At 71.4% G+C, this 15,200-nt stretch carries 14 protein-coding genes; 10 read left to right on the top strand and 4 right to left on the bottom strand.

Annotated features, from left to right (window positions below):
* Nucleotides 1–12: 12 nt before the first annotated feature.
* Both H4281_RS08945 and H4281_RS08940 read left to right on the top strand, forming a co-directional pair.
* Nucleotides 13–1,059 (top strand): NAD-dependent epimerase/dehydratase family protein, encoded by a 1,047-nt coding sequence (locus H4281_RS08945; RefSeq protein ID WP_182890414.1) that lies wholly within the window; start codon nucleotides 13–15, stop codon nucleotides 1,057–1,059.
* Nucleotides 1,056–2,084 (top strand): lysophospholipid acyltransferase family protein, encoded by a 1,029-nt coding sequence (locus H4281_RS08940; RefSeq protein ID WP_182890413.1) that lies wholly within the window; start codon nucleotides 1,056–1,058, stop codon nucleotides 2,082–2,084. The genes H4281_RS08945 and H4281_RS08940 overlap by 4 nt, the downstream gene beginning before the upstream one ends.
* A 3-nt stretch (nucleotides 2,085–2,087) precedes the next feature.
* Here H4281_RS08940 and H4281_RS08935 read toward each other — a convergent pair whose 3' ends face one another.
* Nucleotides 2,088–2,699 carry a TetR/AcrR family transcriptional regulator gene (locus H4281_RS08935; protein WP_182890412.1) on the bottom strand — a complete coding sequence of 204 codons (612 nt, stop codon included), beginning with the start codon at nucleotides 2,697–2,699 and terminating at the stop codon, nucleotides 2,088–2,090.
* Between the two features lie 70 nt (nucleotides 2,700–2,769).
* Between H4281_RS08935 and H4281_RS08930 the strand changes: the two genes are divergently transcribed.
* Nucleotides 2,770–3,177 (top strand): RidA family protein, encoded by a 408-nt coding sequence (locus H4281_RS08930; RefSeq protein ID WP_182890411.1) that lies wholly within the window; start codon nucleotides 2,770–2,772, stop codon nucleotides 3,175–3,177.
* Nucleotides 3,178–3,229: 52 nt separating this feature from the next.
* On the opposite strand, the gene H4281_RS08925 is transcribed toward H4281_RS08930, so the two are convergent.
* From H4281_RS08925 to H4281_RS08915, 3 genes are all read right to left on the bottom strand, one after another.
* Entirely contained in the window at nucleotides 3,230–4,138 is a 909-nt protein-coding gene (locus tag H4281_RS08925) for an HAD family hydrolase (protein WP_051729659.1), read from the bottom strand.
* A 150-nt stretch (nucleotides 4,139–4,288) separates the two neighbouring features.
* Nucleotides 4,289–5,377, bottom strand: coding sequence for a DUF5667 domain-containing protein (locus H4281_RS08920; protein WP_182890410.1), 1,089 nt, complete (start codon nucleotides 5,375–5,377; stop codon nucleotides 4,289–4,291).
* A 96-nt stretch (nucleotides 5,378–5,473) separates the two neighbouring features.
* Nucleotides 5,474–6,184, bottom strand: coding sequence for a sigma-70 family RNA polymerase sigma factor (locus H4281_RS08915; RefSeq protein WP_220506944.1), 711 nt, complete (start codon nucleotides 6,182–6,184; stop codon nucleotides 5,474–5,476).
* Between the two features lie 281 nt (nucleotides 6,185–6,465).
* Here H4281_RS08915 and H4281_RS08910 point away from each other — a divergent pair, with 281 nt between their 5' ends.
* From H4281_RS08910 to H4281_RS08880, 7 genes are all read left to right on the top strand, one after another.
* The gene (locus tag H4281_RS08910; protein ID WP_182890409.1) at nucleotides 6,466–7,971 is read left to right on the top strand and encodes an AMP-binding protein; all 1,506 of its coding nucleotides are present in this window, start codon (nucleotides 6,466–6,468) and stop codon (nucleotides 7,969–7,971) included.
* Between the two features lie 31 nt (nucleotides 7,972–8,002).
* Nucleotides 8,003–8,218: a glutaredoxin family protein gene (locus tag H4281_RS08905; protein WP_182890894.1), complete on the top strand. Its 216-nt coding sequence runs from the start codon at nucleotides 8,003–8,005 to the stop codon at nucleotides 8,216–8,218.
* 58 nt (nucleotides 8,219–8,276) lie between these two features.
* Nucleotides 8,277–9,833, top strand: coding sequence for a molybdopterin-dependent oxidoreductase (locus H4281_RS08900; protein ID WP_182890408.1), 1,557 nt, complete (start codon nucleotides 8,277–8,279; stop codon nucleotides 9,831–9,833).
* A 679-nt stretch (nucleotides 9,834–10,512) separates the two neighbouring features.
* Nucleotides 10,513–11,316, top strand: coding sequence for a redox-sensing transcriptional repressor Rex (locus H4281_RS08895; protein ID WP_182890893.1), 804 nt, complete (start codon nucleotides 10,513–10,515; stop codon nucleotides 11,314–11,316).
* Nucleotides 11,317–12,630, top strand: a complete 1,314-nt coding sequence (locus tag H4281_RS08890; RefSeq protein ID WP_182890407.1) for a glutamyl-tRNA reductase — start codon at nucleotides 11,317–11,319, stop codon at nucleotides 12,628–12,630.
* Nucleotides 12,631–13,578: a hydroxymethylbilane synthase gene (gene hemC, locus H4281_RS08885; protein WP_182890406.1), complete on the top strand. Its 948-nt coding sequence runs from the start codon at nucleotides 12,631–12,633 to the stop codon at nucleotides 13,576–13,578.
* Between the two features lie 82 nt (nucleotides 13,579–13,660).
* Nucleotides 13,661–15,193, top strand: coding sequence for a bifunctional uroporphyrinogen-III C-methyltransferase/uroporphyrinogen-III synthase (locus tag H4281_RS08880; RefSeq protein WP_182890405.1), 1,533 nt, complete (start codon nucleotides 13,661–13,663; stop codon nucleotides 15,191–15,193).
* The last annotated feature ends 7 nt before the right edge of the window (nucleotides 15,194–15,200 follow it).

Here is a 15,200-nt window from a genome sequence, read left to right as displayed (position 1 = left end):
TCAGGGAGTTCCATGGCCTCGAACATCGTGCTCGTCACCGGGGTCGCCGGCGACCTGGGCGGGAAGCTGCTCGCCCGGCTCGGCGCCCATCCGGATCTCGAGCGGGTGATCGGCGTCGACACCGCCCCGCCTGCCAAGGACATCCAGCAGCGGATGGGCCGCGCCGAGTTCGTCCGCGCCGACATCCGCAATCCGCTCATCGCGAAGGTCATCAGCAGCGCCGAGGTGGACACGGTCGTGCACACCTCGTGCACCGCGCATCCGGCCGGGCCGAGCAGGCGCGCGGCGGTCAAGGAAGTCAACGTCATCGGCACGATGCGGCTGCTCGCGGCGTGCCAGCGCGCGCCGAAGGTGCGCAAGCTCGTCGTGAAGTCCAGCGCGGCGGTGTACGGCGCGGGCGCGCGTTCGCAGGCGGTGTTCACCGAGGATTCGGAGCTGATCCCGCCGTCGTCGAGCGGCTACGCGAAGGATGCGGTCGAGATGGAGGGCTACGTGCGCGGCCTCGCCCGCCGCCGCCCGGACCTGACCATCACCCTGCTGCGGTTCGCGAACATCATCGGCCCCGAGGTCGACACCGTGCTGGCCCGGTACTTCTCGCTGCCGGTCGTGCCGACGGTCTTCGGCTACGACTCCCGCCTGCAGTTGCTGCACGGGTCAGACGCGCTGTCAGTGCTGGAAATGGCCACGCTGGAGGACCGGCCGGGCGTGTTCAACGTCGCTTCGGAAGGCGTGCTCACGCTGTCGCAGGCGATCCGCCGGGCGGGCCGGGTCGGGCTGCCGATGCCGCGCGGCGTGGTGCCGTCGGTCGGGAAGCTGCTGCGCGGAGCGCGGGTGGTCGATTTCTCCGCCGACCAGGTGCGGCTGCTGAACTTCGGCCGCGCGGTCGACATCACGAAGCTCAAGAAGGAGTTCGGGTACACGCCCCGCTGGACCACCCGCGAGGCGTTCGACGATTACGTGGCCGGCCGCGGCCTGCGTCCGGTGCTCGACGGCGGCGCGCTGGCCGGGCTGGCCGGCAAGGTGCTCGAGGCCGCCGCCACCGGGCAGGCGCGCCGATGAACCACGCGACGAGGGCCGGAAGCGAGGCGAATCCCATGAACGGTGCTGAGGCACAGGTCATCCCGCTGCACGGACCCGGCCGGGAGAAACCGGCTGAGATTCCGGAGCAGGCCGAGCCGCGTACCGAAGCGCCGGTGGTCGAGTTCCCGGCGCAGCCGTCCGGTCCGGTGTGCGAGCCCGCGGCTGATCCGCTGTCGGAATCGGTGCGCAGCGCGCTCACCTTCCTGCGCCACCGGCTCACCGGCGACTACGCGGTGGACGAGTTCGGCTTCGACGCCGAGCTCACCGAGACGCTCGTGCTGCCGCCGTTGCGCGCGCTGTACGAGAAGTGGTTCCGCGTCGACACGTTCGGCGTCGGGAACCTGCCGAAGGCGGGCGGCGCGCTGCTGGTGTCCAACCACTCCGGCACCTTGCCGCTCGACGCGCTGATGACCGCGGTCGCGGTGCACGACGAGACCCGCGGACGGCATTTGCGCGGCCTCGGCGCGGACCTGGTGTTCAAGCTTCCGCTGGTCGGGTCGTTCGCGCGCAAGTCCGGGCAGACGCTCGCCTGCAACGCCGACGCCGAACGCCTGCTGACCAACGGCGAACTGGTCGGCGTGTGGCCGGAAGGGTTCAAAGGCGTCGGGAAGCCGTTCTCCGCGCGGTACAAGCTGCAGCGCTTCGGCCGCGGCGGGTTCGTGTCCGCGGCGATGCGCGCGGGCGTGCCGATCATTCCGGTGTCGGTGGTCGGGGCCGAGGAGACGTACCCGAAGATCGGCGAGCTCAAGGTCCTGGCGCGGCTGTTCGGGCTGCCGTACTTCCCGGTCACTCCGTTCTTCCCGCTGCTGGGCCCGCTCGGCGCGGTGCCGCTGCCGACGAAGTGGACCATCGAGTTCGGCGAACCGATCCGCACCGACGACTATGGCCCGGAAGCGGTCGACGACCCGATGCTCGTGTTCACGCTCACCGACCAGGTGCGCGAGTCGATCCAGCACGCGCTGTACCGGCGGCTTTCCCAGCGGCGCAGCGTTTTCCGCGGCTGAGCTTCACCCGGGCAGCCGCCAGCCGCGGCGCACTGAGCGTTCGCAGCGCTGAGGTTCGTCGCCGACGCTGACGAACAGCGCGGTCAACAGAGGCGCGCCGTGGTCGAGCGTGCCGCGCGGCAGAGGGCCGTTCGCGACCAGCGAGACCAGGCCGTGTGCGACGGCCCAGCTTTGCGTGGCGAGTTCGAGCGCGTCGAGGTCTTTGCGGTACCGGCCCGTGTCGCGGCCGCGGGCGGCGGCTTGCACCAGGTATTCGAGGGTGTCGTCGGCGGCCTGGGCGTCTTCGAGTTCGAAGTTGGCGTCGAACATCACGCGGTACAGGTCCGGGTGGGCCAGCGCGTTGCCGAGGTAGGCGGAGATCAGCGCGGCGTGGTCGCGTACTGGATCGGCGGACTGGCGGACCTCGGCCATCCGGTGCGCCAGGCGGGTAAAACCCTCCTGCCGCAACGCTTTCCACAGTCCGTCCATGTTGTCGAAGTGTGTGTAGACGGCCATCGTCGACACCCCGGTGCCGGCGACGAGCGAGCGCAGGGTGATCGGTTCGCGGGTGCGGAGCATCTGCGCTGCCCGTTCGAGCAGCAAGGTGCGCACTGCCGGATCCTTCGTCCTCGCCATGGCGACATTCTATAGCATTGCAATGCTATGTTTTAAGGACCGAGGATCTTCAGGGCTTTCAGGAGGAAACATGGCCGTCACCCTGGTCAACCCGGCCGCGCTGCCGCAGGTCGGCCTCTACCGCCAGGTGTCCGTCGCGACCGGTTCGCGGACGGTGTACGTCGCCGGGCAGGTGGCGCGGACCGCCGAGGGCGGGCACGTCGGCGAAGGGGACTTGGCCGCGCAGGTCGAGCAGGCCTATCTGAACGTGGCCGCGGCGCTGGCCGAGGTGGGCGCCACGTTCGCCGACGTGGCCCGGTTGACCGTCTATTTCGTCGAGTGGTCGCCGGAGAAGATGGGCGAGTTCGTCGAGGGTGTGCAGCGGGCGGAGGAGAGGCTGGGGATTATCGTGCAGGCGCCGTTGACGGGGATTGGCGTGGCTTTTCTCGCGGAGCCGGACCTGTTGGTCGAGGTCGAGGCGACCGCGGTGCTGGACTAGGTCGTGAGTGTTTATGCCGGTTAGAACCGGCATAAACACTCACGAGCAGTTCTCAGCGGCGGCGGTACGCCATTCCCGCGGCGACCGCCCCCGCGACCGCGCCCGCGCCGAGCACGGACGGGACGCCGATGCGGGCGGCTTTGCGGCCGGTGCGGAAGTCGCGGATCTCCCAGCCGCGGGCGCGGGCGACGTCGCGCAGGCCGCTGTCCGGGTTGACCGCCACCGCGGTGCCGACGACCGACAGCATCGGGACGTCGTTCTGCGAATCCGAATAAGCCGTGCAGCGCTTGAGGTTCAGGCCTTCGCGCGACGCGAGCGCGCGGACCGCGTGCGCCTTCGCGCGGCCGTGCAGCATGTCGCCGACCAACCGTCCGGTGTAGACGCCGTCCTTGGTTTCCGCGACCGTGCCGAGCGCGCCGGTGAGGCCGAGCCGGCGCGAGATGATCGCGGCGAGTTCGATCGGCGTCGCCGTGACGAGCCACACGCGCTGGCCCGCGTCGAGGTGCATCTGCGCGAGCGCGCGGGTGCCGGACCAGATCTTGTCCGCCATCAGCTCGTCGTAGATTTCCTCGCTCATCGTGGTGAGCTCCTCGACCGTGCGACCGGCCACAAAGGACAGCGCGCGCTCGCGGTGGGTCTTGATGTCGGCCTTGTTCTCGCGTCCGCCGATGCGGAACTTGACCTGGTCCCACACGAAACCGGCGAGGTCGGCCGAGGTGAAGAACTTGCGCGCGGCGAGCCCGCGGGCGAAGTAGAAGATCGACGCGCCCATCATCATCGTGTTGTCCACGTCGAAGAAGGCACCCGCGGTGAGGTCCGGCGGCGCGGGCGGAACCGTCGTCGCCAGCTGCGCCGAGGAGGACGCGGCCTCCGCCGACGCTTCTCCGGCGAGCGTGGCGAGCCGCTCCAGTTCCTGACTCTTATCCTTGCCACGCCAAGCTGACACGCACACCGCCTCCAGGTTCGGGCACGTCCCGGCGGACGACGCCGACCGGGTCCTGCAGCACAGGGTAGCGACCGTGCGACTCACCCGTTGGAGATGTGGCCGGGACCTCGGATAGGGGTTGCCTGGTCGTCCTGATCACGGCGCGGGGGAGTGGCGAAAGTCGCGTCAGCCGATGACGATCGGCGGGAGCCCCGGCAGCAGCGGCGGGATCGAGACGACCGGCGGGGGCGCGGGCCGGGTCGGGATCCGGGGCGGCGTGGGAGCGGTGATCGGCGGCGAGACGCTCGGCGGGGCCGGAGGGTGCGGGACCTCGGCCGACGTCGGGGTCGGGGTCGGCGTGCCCGGGTTGCTCAGCGTCGGCGACGAGACCGAGCGCACCGGCAGCGGGGAGTCCGTCGGCGGGACGCTCGACCCGGCGACCGGAGGCGGGCTGCTCGGCGTGGAGCCGCCGGGCGGCAGCGGTTGCTGCGTGCACGCGCCGCGCGCGGGGAGGAGGCCCAGTTCGTCGGTGGTGCCGGTGGTGATCTGGTAGCAGCTCAGGCGCGAGCCGAGCGCGGAACTCCGCTGCTGTACGCGGTCGAGCAGGAGGCGCGCTTGCCGGAAATCCGAGAGGGCGGACGCCGGCACGTCGGCCTGTTCCGATTCCAGTTGCCGCGACTGGCTCTGCGCCCACGATTCCAAAGTCGTCAGCCGCGTGCGGTTGCCGCTTGTCGTCGCCAGCTCGGTGAGTTCGGCCACGCCCGCGCGGACGTCGCCGCTGAAATCGTGCAGCGCGGTTTGATACGCCGACGGGCTGGCGTCGCTCATCCGGCCCAGCTCGGTGACGCGGTTCGCGGCGAACTTCAGGTGTTTCTCGGCCTTGGCTTCGTCGCCGAAGGTCAGGCCGAGCGACGTGACTTCGCCTGCTCGCTTCACGCTGTACAGCGCGTCTCCGGGCAGGGCGTCTCGCGAAAGCAGCAGCGTGAGGCCGCCGAGGCCGAGGATCAGCGCGATGCCCGCGGCGGCGAGGTCGGCCATGCGCGGCCGCCACCGTCGGCGCGGGAGCGGTTCGCCGATGCGGCCTTCGATCTCGGCGCGGATCCGGGCTCGGGTGGCGGGGTCGGGGTCGCCCGCTTGGCCCAGTTCGCGCAAGGCACCGACGAGGGCCAGCTCTTCGGCGAACTCGTCCGGCCGCTGCCGCGGGGAAGCATTGATCGCGTCGTCGAACCGCTCGCTCTCGGTCCGACCACGCGAAAACCACCCGGGCACGCCCACGGTGCTGCTCCGTCTCCACCCAACGCCCGGCCCTGACCGCCGGTCTGGGTGAGAAACGATTAAGAAGCCGAAAAAGTTACGGCTGTCGTCGAACGATCAACGCAGGCCGGTGGGCAGCAGCTGCGCGAGCCGCCGGACCGCCCGGTGCTGCAATGCCTTCACCGCGCCCTCGTTGCGATCCATGATCTGCGCGGTCTCCGCGACCGACAGCCCCTGGAGGAACCGCAGCACGATGCATTCGCGCTGGTCCTCGCCGAGTTCGGCGACGCACCGCAGCAGCTCGGCCCTGGTCGCGCCCGCGATCGCCTGCTGTTCGGGTCCGGCCTGGGCGACCGGGCCGACCGGTCCGCCGGGCACACCGCCCGGTTCGGCGACCTCGTCGGTGACGACCTCGAGCCGGAACCGGCTGGACTTCACGTGGTCGAGGATCAGGTTGCGGGCGATGGTGACGAACCACGCGCCGACGTCGCGGCCCTGGTAGCTGACCGACGTGATCCGGCGCAGCGCGCGCAGGAAGGTCTCGCTGGTGACGTCCTCGGCCAGGTCGCGGTCGCCGAGCCGGAAGAGCGCATAGCGGTAGACGACGTCGACGTACCGGTCGTAGAGCTGGCCGAACGCGGAGGAGTCGCCGGCCTGCGCGGCCCGCACCAGTTCCCACGCCTCGGCCTTCGCGACCTCGGCGGGGTCCGGTTCGGCGTCGGCCTTGGGCAGCGGCACGGCGGCCGCGGACGAGCCGAACACGCGGTCGGCGAACATCGCGACCGGCCCGCGGTGCGCGGCGGCGGACAGGGTGATCGGACGGGTCATCGGGCGGCACCTCCGGCTGTCCCTGGTGCGGCCGGGCGCGTACCCGAGGGCGTGCGGGCGTGCCGCGGCGCGTGTCCCACACCCTCGTGGACCGGCGGCTTCGGCACGACGACTCCCTTGCTCGGGTCACCCGGTAGTGATCAACGCCACCCGGCGACGCAGTGCAGCATACGTGTTGTTACCGCGAAGTAGGTAGTGTCCCGGTCAGGCAGAGGTGCGACGATCGCGCGGCATCCCCATTACGGGTGACAAGATGACGAATCCGCAACGGAACGAGAGGGGTGGGGGTGGACCGGATCAGCACCGCCCACGGCGTCGCCGGCCTGCTCGCCGATGCGGCCAGCCGCTGGCCGGAACGCACGGCGATCACCGAGACGGGCACGGGTGCCACGCTGACCTGGCGAGAGCTCGACGAAGCGGCGCACGCGGAAGCACGCCGGCTGGTGTCCTCCGGCGTCGCGCCGGGCGACCCGGTGGTGCTGCGGCTCCCGACGTCGGCTGACTTCGCGGTCGCCTTGTTCGCGGTGCTGCGCGCGGGCGGAATCGCCGTGCCGTTGTCGCCGCAGGCCCCCGCGCCCGAACTGGAACGGCTGCTGGAGCACTGCGGCGCGAAACGCGTGGTGCAGCGCGACGACGCCGAGCTGCCCGAGGGCGTCGCCGGTCTGCCGCCGCGCGGCGAGGAGCCGGGCGACCCGGTCGACCTCGGCCGGTCCGGCGAGGACATCGCGGTCGTCTCGTACACCTCCGGCACGACCGGCCCGCCGCGCGGAGTGCTGCTGTCGCACCGCGCGTTGCTGGCGAACCTCGATCAACTGTCCCAAGTGGACGGAGTGACCGAGCACGACGACCGGGTGCTGGTCTCGATCCCGCTCTTCCACGTCTACGGCCTCGGCCCCGGCCTGCTCATGGCCACGGCGGTCGGTGCGACGCTGGTGCTGTCCGAACGCTTCGAAGCCCAGCGCACGCTCCAGGACTGCGCCGAGCATCGCGTCACGGCGATCACCGGCGTGCCCGCGATGTACAACGAATTCGCCGCGCTCGACCCCGAAGAGCTGGCGCACGGCCTGGCGACCGTGCACCGGCTGACATCCGGTGCCGCGCCGTTGCATCCCAAGGTGCTCGCGGCGATCCGGGAGGCCGCCGGGGTCGACGTGTACGAGGGCTACGGGCTCACCGAATGCGCGCCGGTGGTGACGTCGACGCTGGTCACCGGCTATCCGAAGCCCGGATCGGTCGGACGGCCGCTGCCCGGGATCGAGCTGCGGCTGGTGGAGTCGGACGGGTCCGCGGACGAACTGCCGCTCGACCCGGAGGAGCCGGACGACGTGTTCGAGGCGGGCGGCAGCACCGGGCTGGTGTCGGTGCGCGGCGCGAACCTGTTCTCCGGGTACTGGCCGGACGGCGCGCACGGCCCCGATGCCGAGGGCTGGTTCCGGACCGGCGATGTCGGCTACCTCGATTCCGACGGCGATCTGCACCTGGTCGACCGGGCCAACGACTTGATCATCGTCAACGGCTTCAACGTCTTCCCGCACGAGGTCGAGGAAGTGATCTCGCAGCTGCCCGGGGTGGCCGAGGCCGCCGTCGTGGGAGTGGTCGACGAGCGGAGCGGCGAAGCGGTGAAGGCGGTCGTGGTGCCTGCCGAAGGTGCGGCGTTGTCGGAGCAGCAGGTGGTGGACCAGTGCACCGCGCATCTCGCCGGGTACAAGGTGCCGCACACCGTCGAGTTCGCCGAAGCGCTGCCGCATTCGGCGACCGGGAAGCTGCGCCGCCTGAAGCTGCGCTGATTAGGCTGGGACCGTGCACAAAGTGACCGTGATGAGCCGCGAAGGATGCCACCTGTGCGAGGTGGCCGAGGCGGACGTCGCGCGGATCTGCGGCGAGCTGGGCGTGCCGTGGGAGACCGCGGACGTCGACAGCGACCCGGAATGGCAGGCCGAATACGGCGACCAGGTGCCGGTGATCCTGATCGACGGGACCGAGCACGGGTACTGGCGCGTCGAGGAAGAACGGCTGCGCGCGGCGCTGCGGTAAGCAACCCGTAAGCGCTTTGAACGGGCCAGACTCCGCCGGGCCCGCCGAAGATGGTGGGGTGAGTGCGTTGAAGGAAGCCCCGCCGACCGCCCGGCCGCGTCTGTCGCTGGGCATCGCGACGTTCATCGGCCTGGTCTCGCTGGCCGTCGCGCTGGGCGTGGGGCATCTGGTTGCCGGATTTGTCGGGTACAACGCGTCGCCGTTCGTCGCGGTCGCGGACTTCGTGATCGCGCACAGCCCGCACGCCGTCGTGGTGTGGGCGGAGCAGACGATCGGGACCGCCGACAAGACCGTGCTCAAGATCGGCCTGGCCGTGGTGCTGCTGGCGTTCGCGGTGCTCGCCGGGCAGCTCTCGCGCCGTCGTCCGCTGCCGGGCCAGCTGCTGGTGGTCGTGGTCGGCGCGTTCGGGATCTTCGCGGTGTTCGAGCGCACGGACGTCGGACAACTCGCCTTGCTGGCTCCGGTGCTGGCGCTGGGCGCTGCGCTGCTGGTGTTCAGCTGGCTGCACAAACGCGCGCTGCCGGCGGAAAGCGAACTGCGGCAGGGACTCAGCCGTCGCCAGGTCTTGCAGCGCGGCGCGGGAATCGCGGCCGGCGCCGGCGTGGCGGCGATCGTCGGCGAGGTCGTGTCCACCACCAGCAGCGCGACCGGCTCGCGCGCGTCGATCGGGCCGCTGGTCGCTGCGAAGAAAGCCCCGCCGCTGCCGCCGGACGCGGATTTCCACAAGCTCGGCTCGCCGCCGTTCATCACGCCGAACGGGAGTTTCTACCGGATCGACACCGCGTTCGTCGTACCGCAGGTGCGGGCCGAGGACTGGACCCTGAAGATCCACGGCATGGTCGACCGCGAGGTGAGCTTCTCCTACGCCGACATCCGGAACCGCCCGCTGGTGGAGCGGACCGTGACGCTCACCTGCGTCTCCAACGAGGTCGGCGGCGACCTGATCTCCACCGCGAACTTCATCGGCGTCGACCTGGTCGACCTGCTGGACGCGGCGGGCGTGCAACCGGGCGCGCAGCAGATGTACGCGACCAGCGTCGACGGGTTCACCTGCGGAACCCCGGCCAACGTCGCGCTCGACCCGGCACGCGGCGCGATGCTCGCGATCGGGATGAACGGCGAGGCGCTGCCGGTCGAGCACGGCTTCCCGGCGCGGATCGTGATCCCCGGGCTGTACGGCTACGTCTCGGCGACCAAATGGGTCACCGACCTCGAGTTCACGACCTGGGACGCGCGGCAGGCGTACTGGCTGCAGCGCGGCTGGGCGGAGCAGGCCCCGATCAAGACCGAATCGCGGATCGACGCACCGGCCAACGGGACGTCGGTGCGCGCGGGCAAGGTCCGGGTCGCGGGGACGGCGTGGGCGCAGCACGTCGGGATCGCGAAGGTCGAAGTGCGGGTGGACCAGGGCGCGTGGCTCCCGGCGACGCTTTCGGCCGAGGTCAACAAGGACACCTGGCGGATGTGGTGGGCCGAGGTGCCGGTGCCGCCGGGCAGCCACACGGTGACCGTGCGGGCGACCGACCAGACCGGTTACACGCAGACCGACCACACTGCGGACCCGGTCCCGGACGGTGCGACTGGGTGGCACACCGTGCCCTTCACCGCCGCCTGAGCAAGTGACAGCCGGGGCTTCGGCACCCGGTCCCGCTGCGGGACGTTCGCCCCGCTTAAGCGACCGGGGTTGTGCTTCTGGTCATGCGGATGACCAGTGACTTTGTGCATGCGTTCACAAGTGGACTACCGTAGGAACCCGTCCCCGCGAGGACCGGCATCGAACCGGACGGAAGCCGTGGGGTCAAGGGTTGGTTTTCCACTGCCGGTCGAGGCAGGTGGGGGACAGCGCGGGCACGAAGCCGGATTGAGGAGAAGTCAGCGTGGTGACACAGCGGGGCGGGCGCAGCGGTGCCGAACCGCCGGCCACGCCTCCGCGTGACGAATCCGACGCCGCCGAACCCGCACCGCCTGCCACGCGCCGGGCCGGTGGACGGCACGCCGCGGGCAGCCGCCGTCGGGCCGCGGTGAGCGAGAACGGCTTGGCGCGCAACGGAAACTCCGCGGGAGCCAGTGCTGAGAACGGGTCTGACCAGGTAGCCGGCGGCGGCGAGCACGCCGCGGGCAACGGCCGGGCCGCCAACGGCAACGGCAACGGCCGTGCGAGCCGGGCGGCCGCCCGAGCAGCCGCCGAAGCCCAGGCCGAAGCGCCCGCGGAGGGCGACGCCAAACCCCGCACCCGCCGTGCGGCCCGGACCTCCCGCCCCGCCCCGGACGCCGACAACGCGCCGACCGCCGAGATGCCCGCCGTCTCCGACGCGGAAGACACCGCGGTCCGCGCGAAGCAGATCCCGGAGGCCGCCGTTGCCCGGCTGGCCGTCTACCTGCGGATCCTTTCCGGATTGGCCGAACAGGGCGCGACCACCGTCTCCAGCGAAGAACTCTCCGCCGCGGCGGGCGTGAACTCCGCCAAACTCCGCAAAGACCTCTCCTACCTGGGCTCGTACGGCACTCGCGGCGTCGGCTACGAGGTGCAGGTGCTGGTCAGCCAGATCGAACGCATCCTCGGCCTCACCCGTCAGCACCGGGTCGCGGTGGTCGGAATCGGCAACCTCGGCCACGCGCTCGCCAACTACGGCGGCTTCCCCGGCCGGGGCTTCCCGGTCGAGGCGCTCTTCGACCTCGACCCCGATTTGATCGGCGTCCCCGTAGGGGGTCTCCCGGTCTCGCACATGGACGACATTCCGCGCGTTTGCTCCGAACGGGAGATTTCCGTGGGGATCATCGCCACACCTCCTACCGCCGCGCAGTCGGTGTGCGACAGGCTGGTGGCAGGCGGCGTCCAGTGCATCCTCAACTTCGCGCCGGTAGTGCTCCAGGTGCCGGCACACGTCGAGGTCCGCAAGGTCGACCTGGCCGTCGAGCTGCAGATCCTCTCGTTCCACGTGGCTCGGCGCGCCGACAGCGCGGCCGGCGCGGGCGGATCGGCCGGGGAAAACCAGGGGAATACCGGGTTACCCGGCACGGGCCGGCCCGCCGACAATGGCAGCGGCGGACGAAACGGCGCCGGTACGGACGGCGGTCTCGGAATGGTGGTGCGCTGAATGAGCGTGTTGGCGGTCGGGCTCTCCCATCGCAGTGCGGATCTCGGCACGCTCGAGCGTGCGGCGATCCCCGCGGACGAGCTGACCAAGGTCCTGCACGACCTGCAGCAGGCCGAGCACATCAGCGAGGTCATGCTCGTCTCGACGTGCAACCGCATCGAGGTCTACGCCGTGGTCGAGACGTTCCACGGCGGCGTCAACGACGTCTCGGAGGTGCTCTCCCGCAAGGCCGGGATGGAGCCGGCCGAGTTGTACGACAGCCTGTACGTGCACTACGCGGGCGCGGCCGTCGAGCACCTGTTCTCCGTCGCCTCGGGCCTTGACTCGATGGTGGTCGGCGAGACGCAGATCCTCGGCCAGGTCCGTTCCTCGTACGCGACCGCGCGCGACGCCGGCACCGTCGGCCGCACGCTGCACGAGCTGATCCAGACCACGCTGCGCGTCGGCAAGCGCGTGCACTCCGAGACCGGGCTCGACCAGCTCGGCGCGTCCGTCGTGTCCGAGGCGCTGGCCGCCGCGGGCGACATCGCTGGCAAGCACGCGCTGATCGTCGGGGCCGGTTCGATGGGCGCGCTCACCGCGGCGCAGCTGCGCAAGGCCGGGATCGCCGAGATCACCGTGGCCAACCGCACCGAGGCCAACGCCGTCCGGCTGGCCGAGAAGGTCGTCGCGGAGGGGATCCCGGCGCGTTCGGTGCCGTTGACCGAACTCGCCGGCGCGGTCGAGCTGGCCGATCTCGTCGTGGCGTGCACCGGGGCGCAGGACGCGGTCTTCCTCGCCGGACACGTGCCCGCGCGCGCCGGACGTCCGCTGGTCGTCTGCGACCTCGGGCTGCCCAAGGACGTCGACCCCGCGGTCGCCGAACTCGCCGACGTCACCGTGGTCGACCTGGAGACGATCCAGCGCCGCATGCGCGACGCCGGAGCCCCGACCACCGACCGGCAGACCGCCAAAGCCAACGGCATCGTGCTCGACGAGGTGCGCGAGTACCTCGCCGGACAGCGCAGTGCCGAGGTCACGCCCACGGTCACCGCGCTGCGCAGGCGCGCGGCCGAGGTGGTGGACGCGGAACTGCTCCGCCTGGACAACCGGCTGCCGGAACTCGACAGCCAGGTTCGCGAAGAGGTCGGCCGCACGGTTCGCCGCGTGGTCGACAAGCTGCTGCACGCGCCGACGGTGCGGGTCAAGCAGCTGGCCGCCGAGACGGCCGACACCGACTACGCCAACGCGTTGCGGGAACTGTTCTGCCTCGACCCGCAGGCTCCTGCGGCCGTGGCGAGCCCGACAGCGCCGGAAACCGAGAAGAAGCGGTAAGTGACCAGAGTCATTCGCATCGGCACGCGGGGCAGCAAGCTCGCCCTCGCGCAGACCGGCATCGTCGCCGACACCATCCGCGCCACCGGGGCGGAGGTGGAGATCGTCACCGTCACCACCCCCGGCGACCTCTCCAGCGCCCCGATCTCGCAGATCGGGGTCGGCGTGTTCACCTCGGCGCTGCGGGAAACGTTGCTGCGCAACGAGATCGACGTCGCCGTGCACTCGTACAAAGACCTGCCCACCGCACCCGAGGAAGGCCTCGTGCTGGCCGCGGTGCCGCCGCGCGAGGACCCGCGCGACGCGCTGATCGCCCGCGACGGTCTCACCCTCGGCGAGCTTCCGCCGGGCGCGAAGGTCGGCACCGGCGCGGCTCGGCGCATGGCTCAGTTGCGCGCGCTGGGTCTCGGTTTGGAAATCGTGCCGATCCGAGGCAATATCGATACCCGCATGCGCAAGGTGGCCGACGGCGAGCTGGATGCCGTGGTGCTCGCGCGTGCCGGACTGGCCAGGGTCGGCCGGGTGGACGAGATCACCGAAACCCTCGACCCGATCCAGATGCTGCCCGCTCCCGCGCAGGGGGCGCTGGCGCTGGAGTGCCGGGCCGCCGACGTGGACATCGAGCACCTGCTCGCGTCCGCGGTGGACGACGAGAGCACGCGGGTCGCGGTGACGGCCGAACGGGCTCTGCTCGCCGCGCTCGAAGCCGGGTGCAGCGCGCCGGTGGGCGCGCTCGCCGAGATCGTCGAGGACCTCGACGACGAGGGCGCGGTGGTGGAACGCATCTCGCTGCGCGGCACCGCTGCCGTCGAAGGCGAGAACGGCGGCGTCGACATGGTGCGGGCGTCCGCGATCGCCGGGATCGGCGAGGCGGAGAAGCTCGGCCGGGAACTGGCCGCCGAACTGCTTGACCTGGGTGCCGGGGCGCTGCTCGGCCCCGCGCTGTGACGCCAGTCGTCACCGACCCGCACGACCTGCCCGACACCAGCGGCCGGAGCACCGGCCGCCCAAGAGGAGAAGAACACCAACGATGACCCCTGCTCGCAAGACCGCCGGGCGCGTCGCCTTCGTGGGCTCGGGCCCCGGGGACGCCGGGCTGCTCACCGTCCGCGCCCAGGAACTCCTGGCCAAGGCCGAGGTCGTGGTGACCGACCCGGACGTGCCCGCCAGCGTGCTCGCCTTCGCCGCCCCCGGCGCCGAGGTCCGGCCCGCCGTCGGCGAACCGTCCGACGTCGCGAAGGACCTGACCGCCGAGGCCAAGGCGGGCCGGCTCGCGCTGCGGCTGGTCTCCGGCGACCCGCTGACCAGCCCGGCCGTCGTGGCCGAGGTCCAGGCCGTTGCCCGCACGTCGGCCGTGTTCGATGTCATCCCGGGCGTCGCGCCGGGCACTGCGGTGCCCGCGTACGCGGGGGTCGCGCTTGGCGGCACCTACACCGAGGCGGACGTCCGCGGCGAGGTGGACTGGGGCGCGCTGGCCGCGGTCCCCGGCCCGATCGTGCTGCACGCGACCTCCGCGCACCTCGCCGAGGCGGCAAGCCAGCTCACCGAGAAGGGGCTGCCCGCGACCACCCCGGTCGCGGTCACCGCGAACGGCACCATCAACACCCAGCGCACGCTGGACACCACCCTCGCCTCGGTCGCGAACGACGCGGGCGAACTGGTCGGCCCGCTGGTCGTGACGGTCGGCCAGGCCGCCGGACAGCGGTCGAAGCTGTCCTGGTGGGAGTCGCGGGCGCTGTACGGCTGGAAGGTCCTGGTGCCGCGCACCAAGGAGCAGGCCGGCGAAATGGCCGAGCGGCTGCGCGGCCACGGCGCGACCTCGCACGAGGTCCCGACGATTTCGGTCGAGCCGCCCCGCAGCCCGGCGCAGATGGAGCGTTCGGTCAAGGGCCTGGTCGACGGCCGCTACCAGTGGATCGTCTTCACCTCCACCAACGCGGTGCGCGCGGTGTGGGAGAAGTTCGAGGAGTTCGGTCTCGACGCGCGCGCGTTCTCCGGCGTGAAGATCGCCTGCGTCGGCGAATCGACCGCGGCGAAGGTGCGCTCGTTCGGCATCATCCCGGAGCTGGTCCCGACCGGCGAGCAGTCGTCCGAGGGCCTGCTGGCCGAGTTCCCGCCGTACGACGACGTGCTGGACCCGGTGAACCGCGTCCTGCTGCCGCGCGCGGACATCGCCACCGAGATCCTGTCGGCCGGTCTGGTCGAGCGGGGCTGGGAAGTGGACGACGTCACGGCCTACCGGACCGTCCGGGCCGCCCCGCCGCCAGCCGAGACCCGCGAGATGATCAAGACCGGCGGGTTCGACGCGGTCTGCTTCACCTCGTCGTCGACCGTGCGGAACCTGGTGGGCATCGCCGGGAAGCCGCACACGCGCACGTTGGTCGCGTGCATTGGGCCGAAGACCGCGGAGACCGCGGTGGAATTCGGTCTGCGGGTGGATGTTCAGCCGGAGAAGGCTGACGTGCCGCATTTGGTGGACGCTCTCGCCGAGCACGCCGCGCGGCTTCGTGCGGAGGGCGCGTTGCCGCCGCCGCGGAAGGCCAAGCGCACCCGGCGCAGCTGAGGATTTG

This window comes from Amycolatopsis dendrobii (assembly GCF_014145675.1).
GTDB lineage: Bacteria > Actinomycetota > Actinomycetes > Mycobacteriales > Pseudonocardiaceae > Amycolatopsis > Amycolatopsis dendrobii.
Note: the sequence above shows the minus strand (reverse complement) of the source record. Positions and strands in the feature narration are given on the sequence as shown.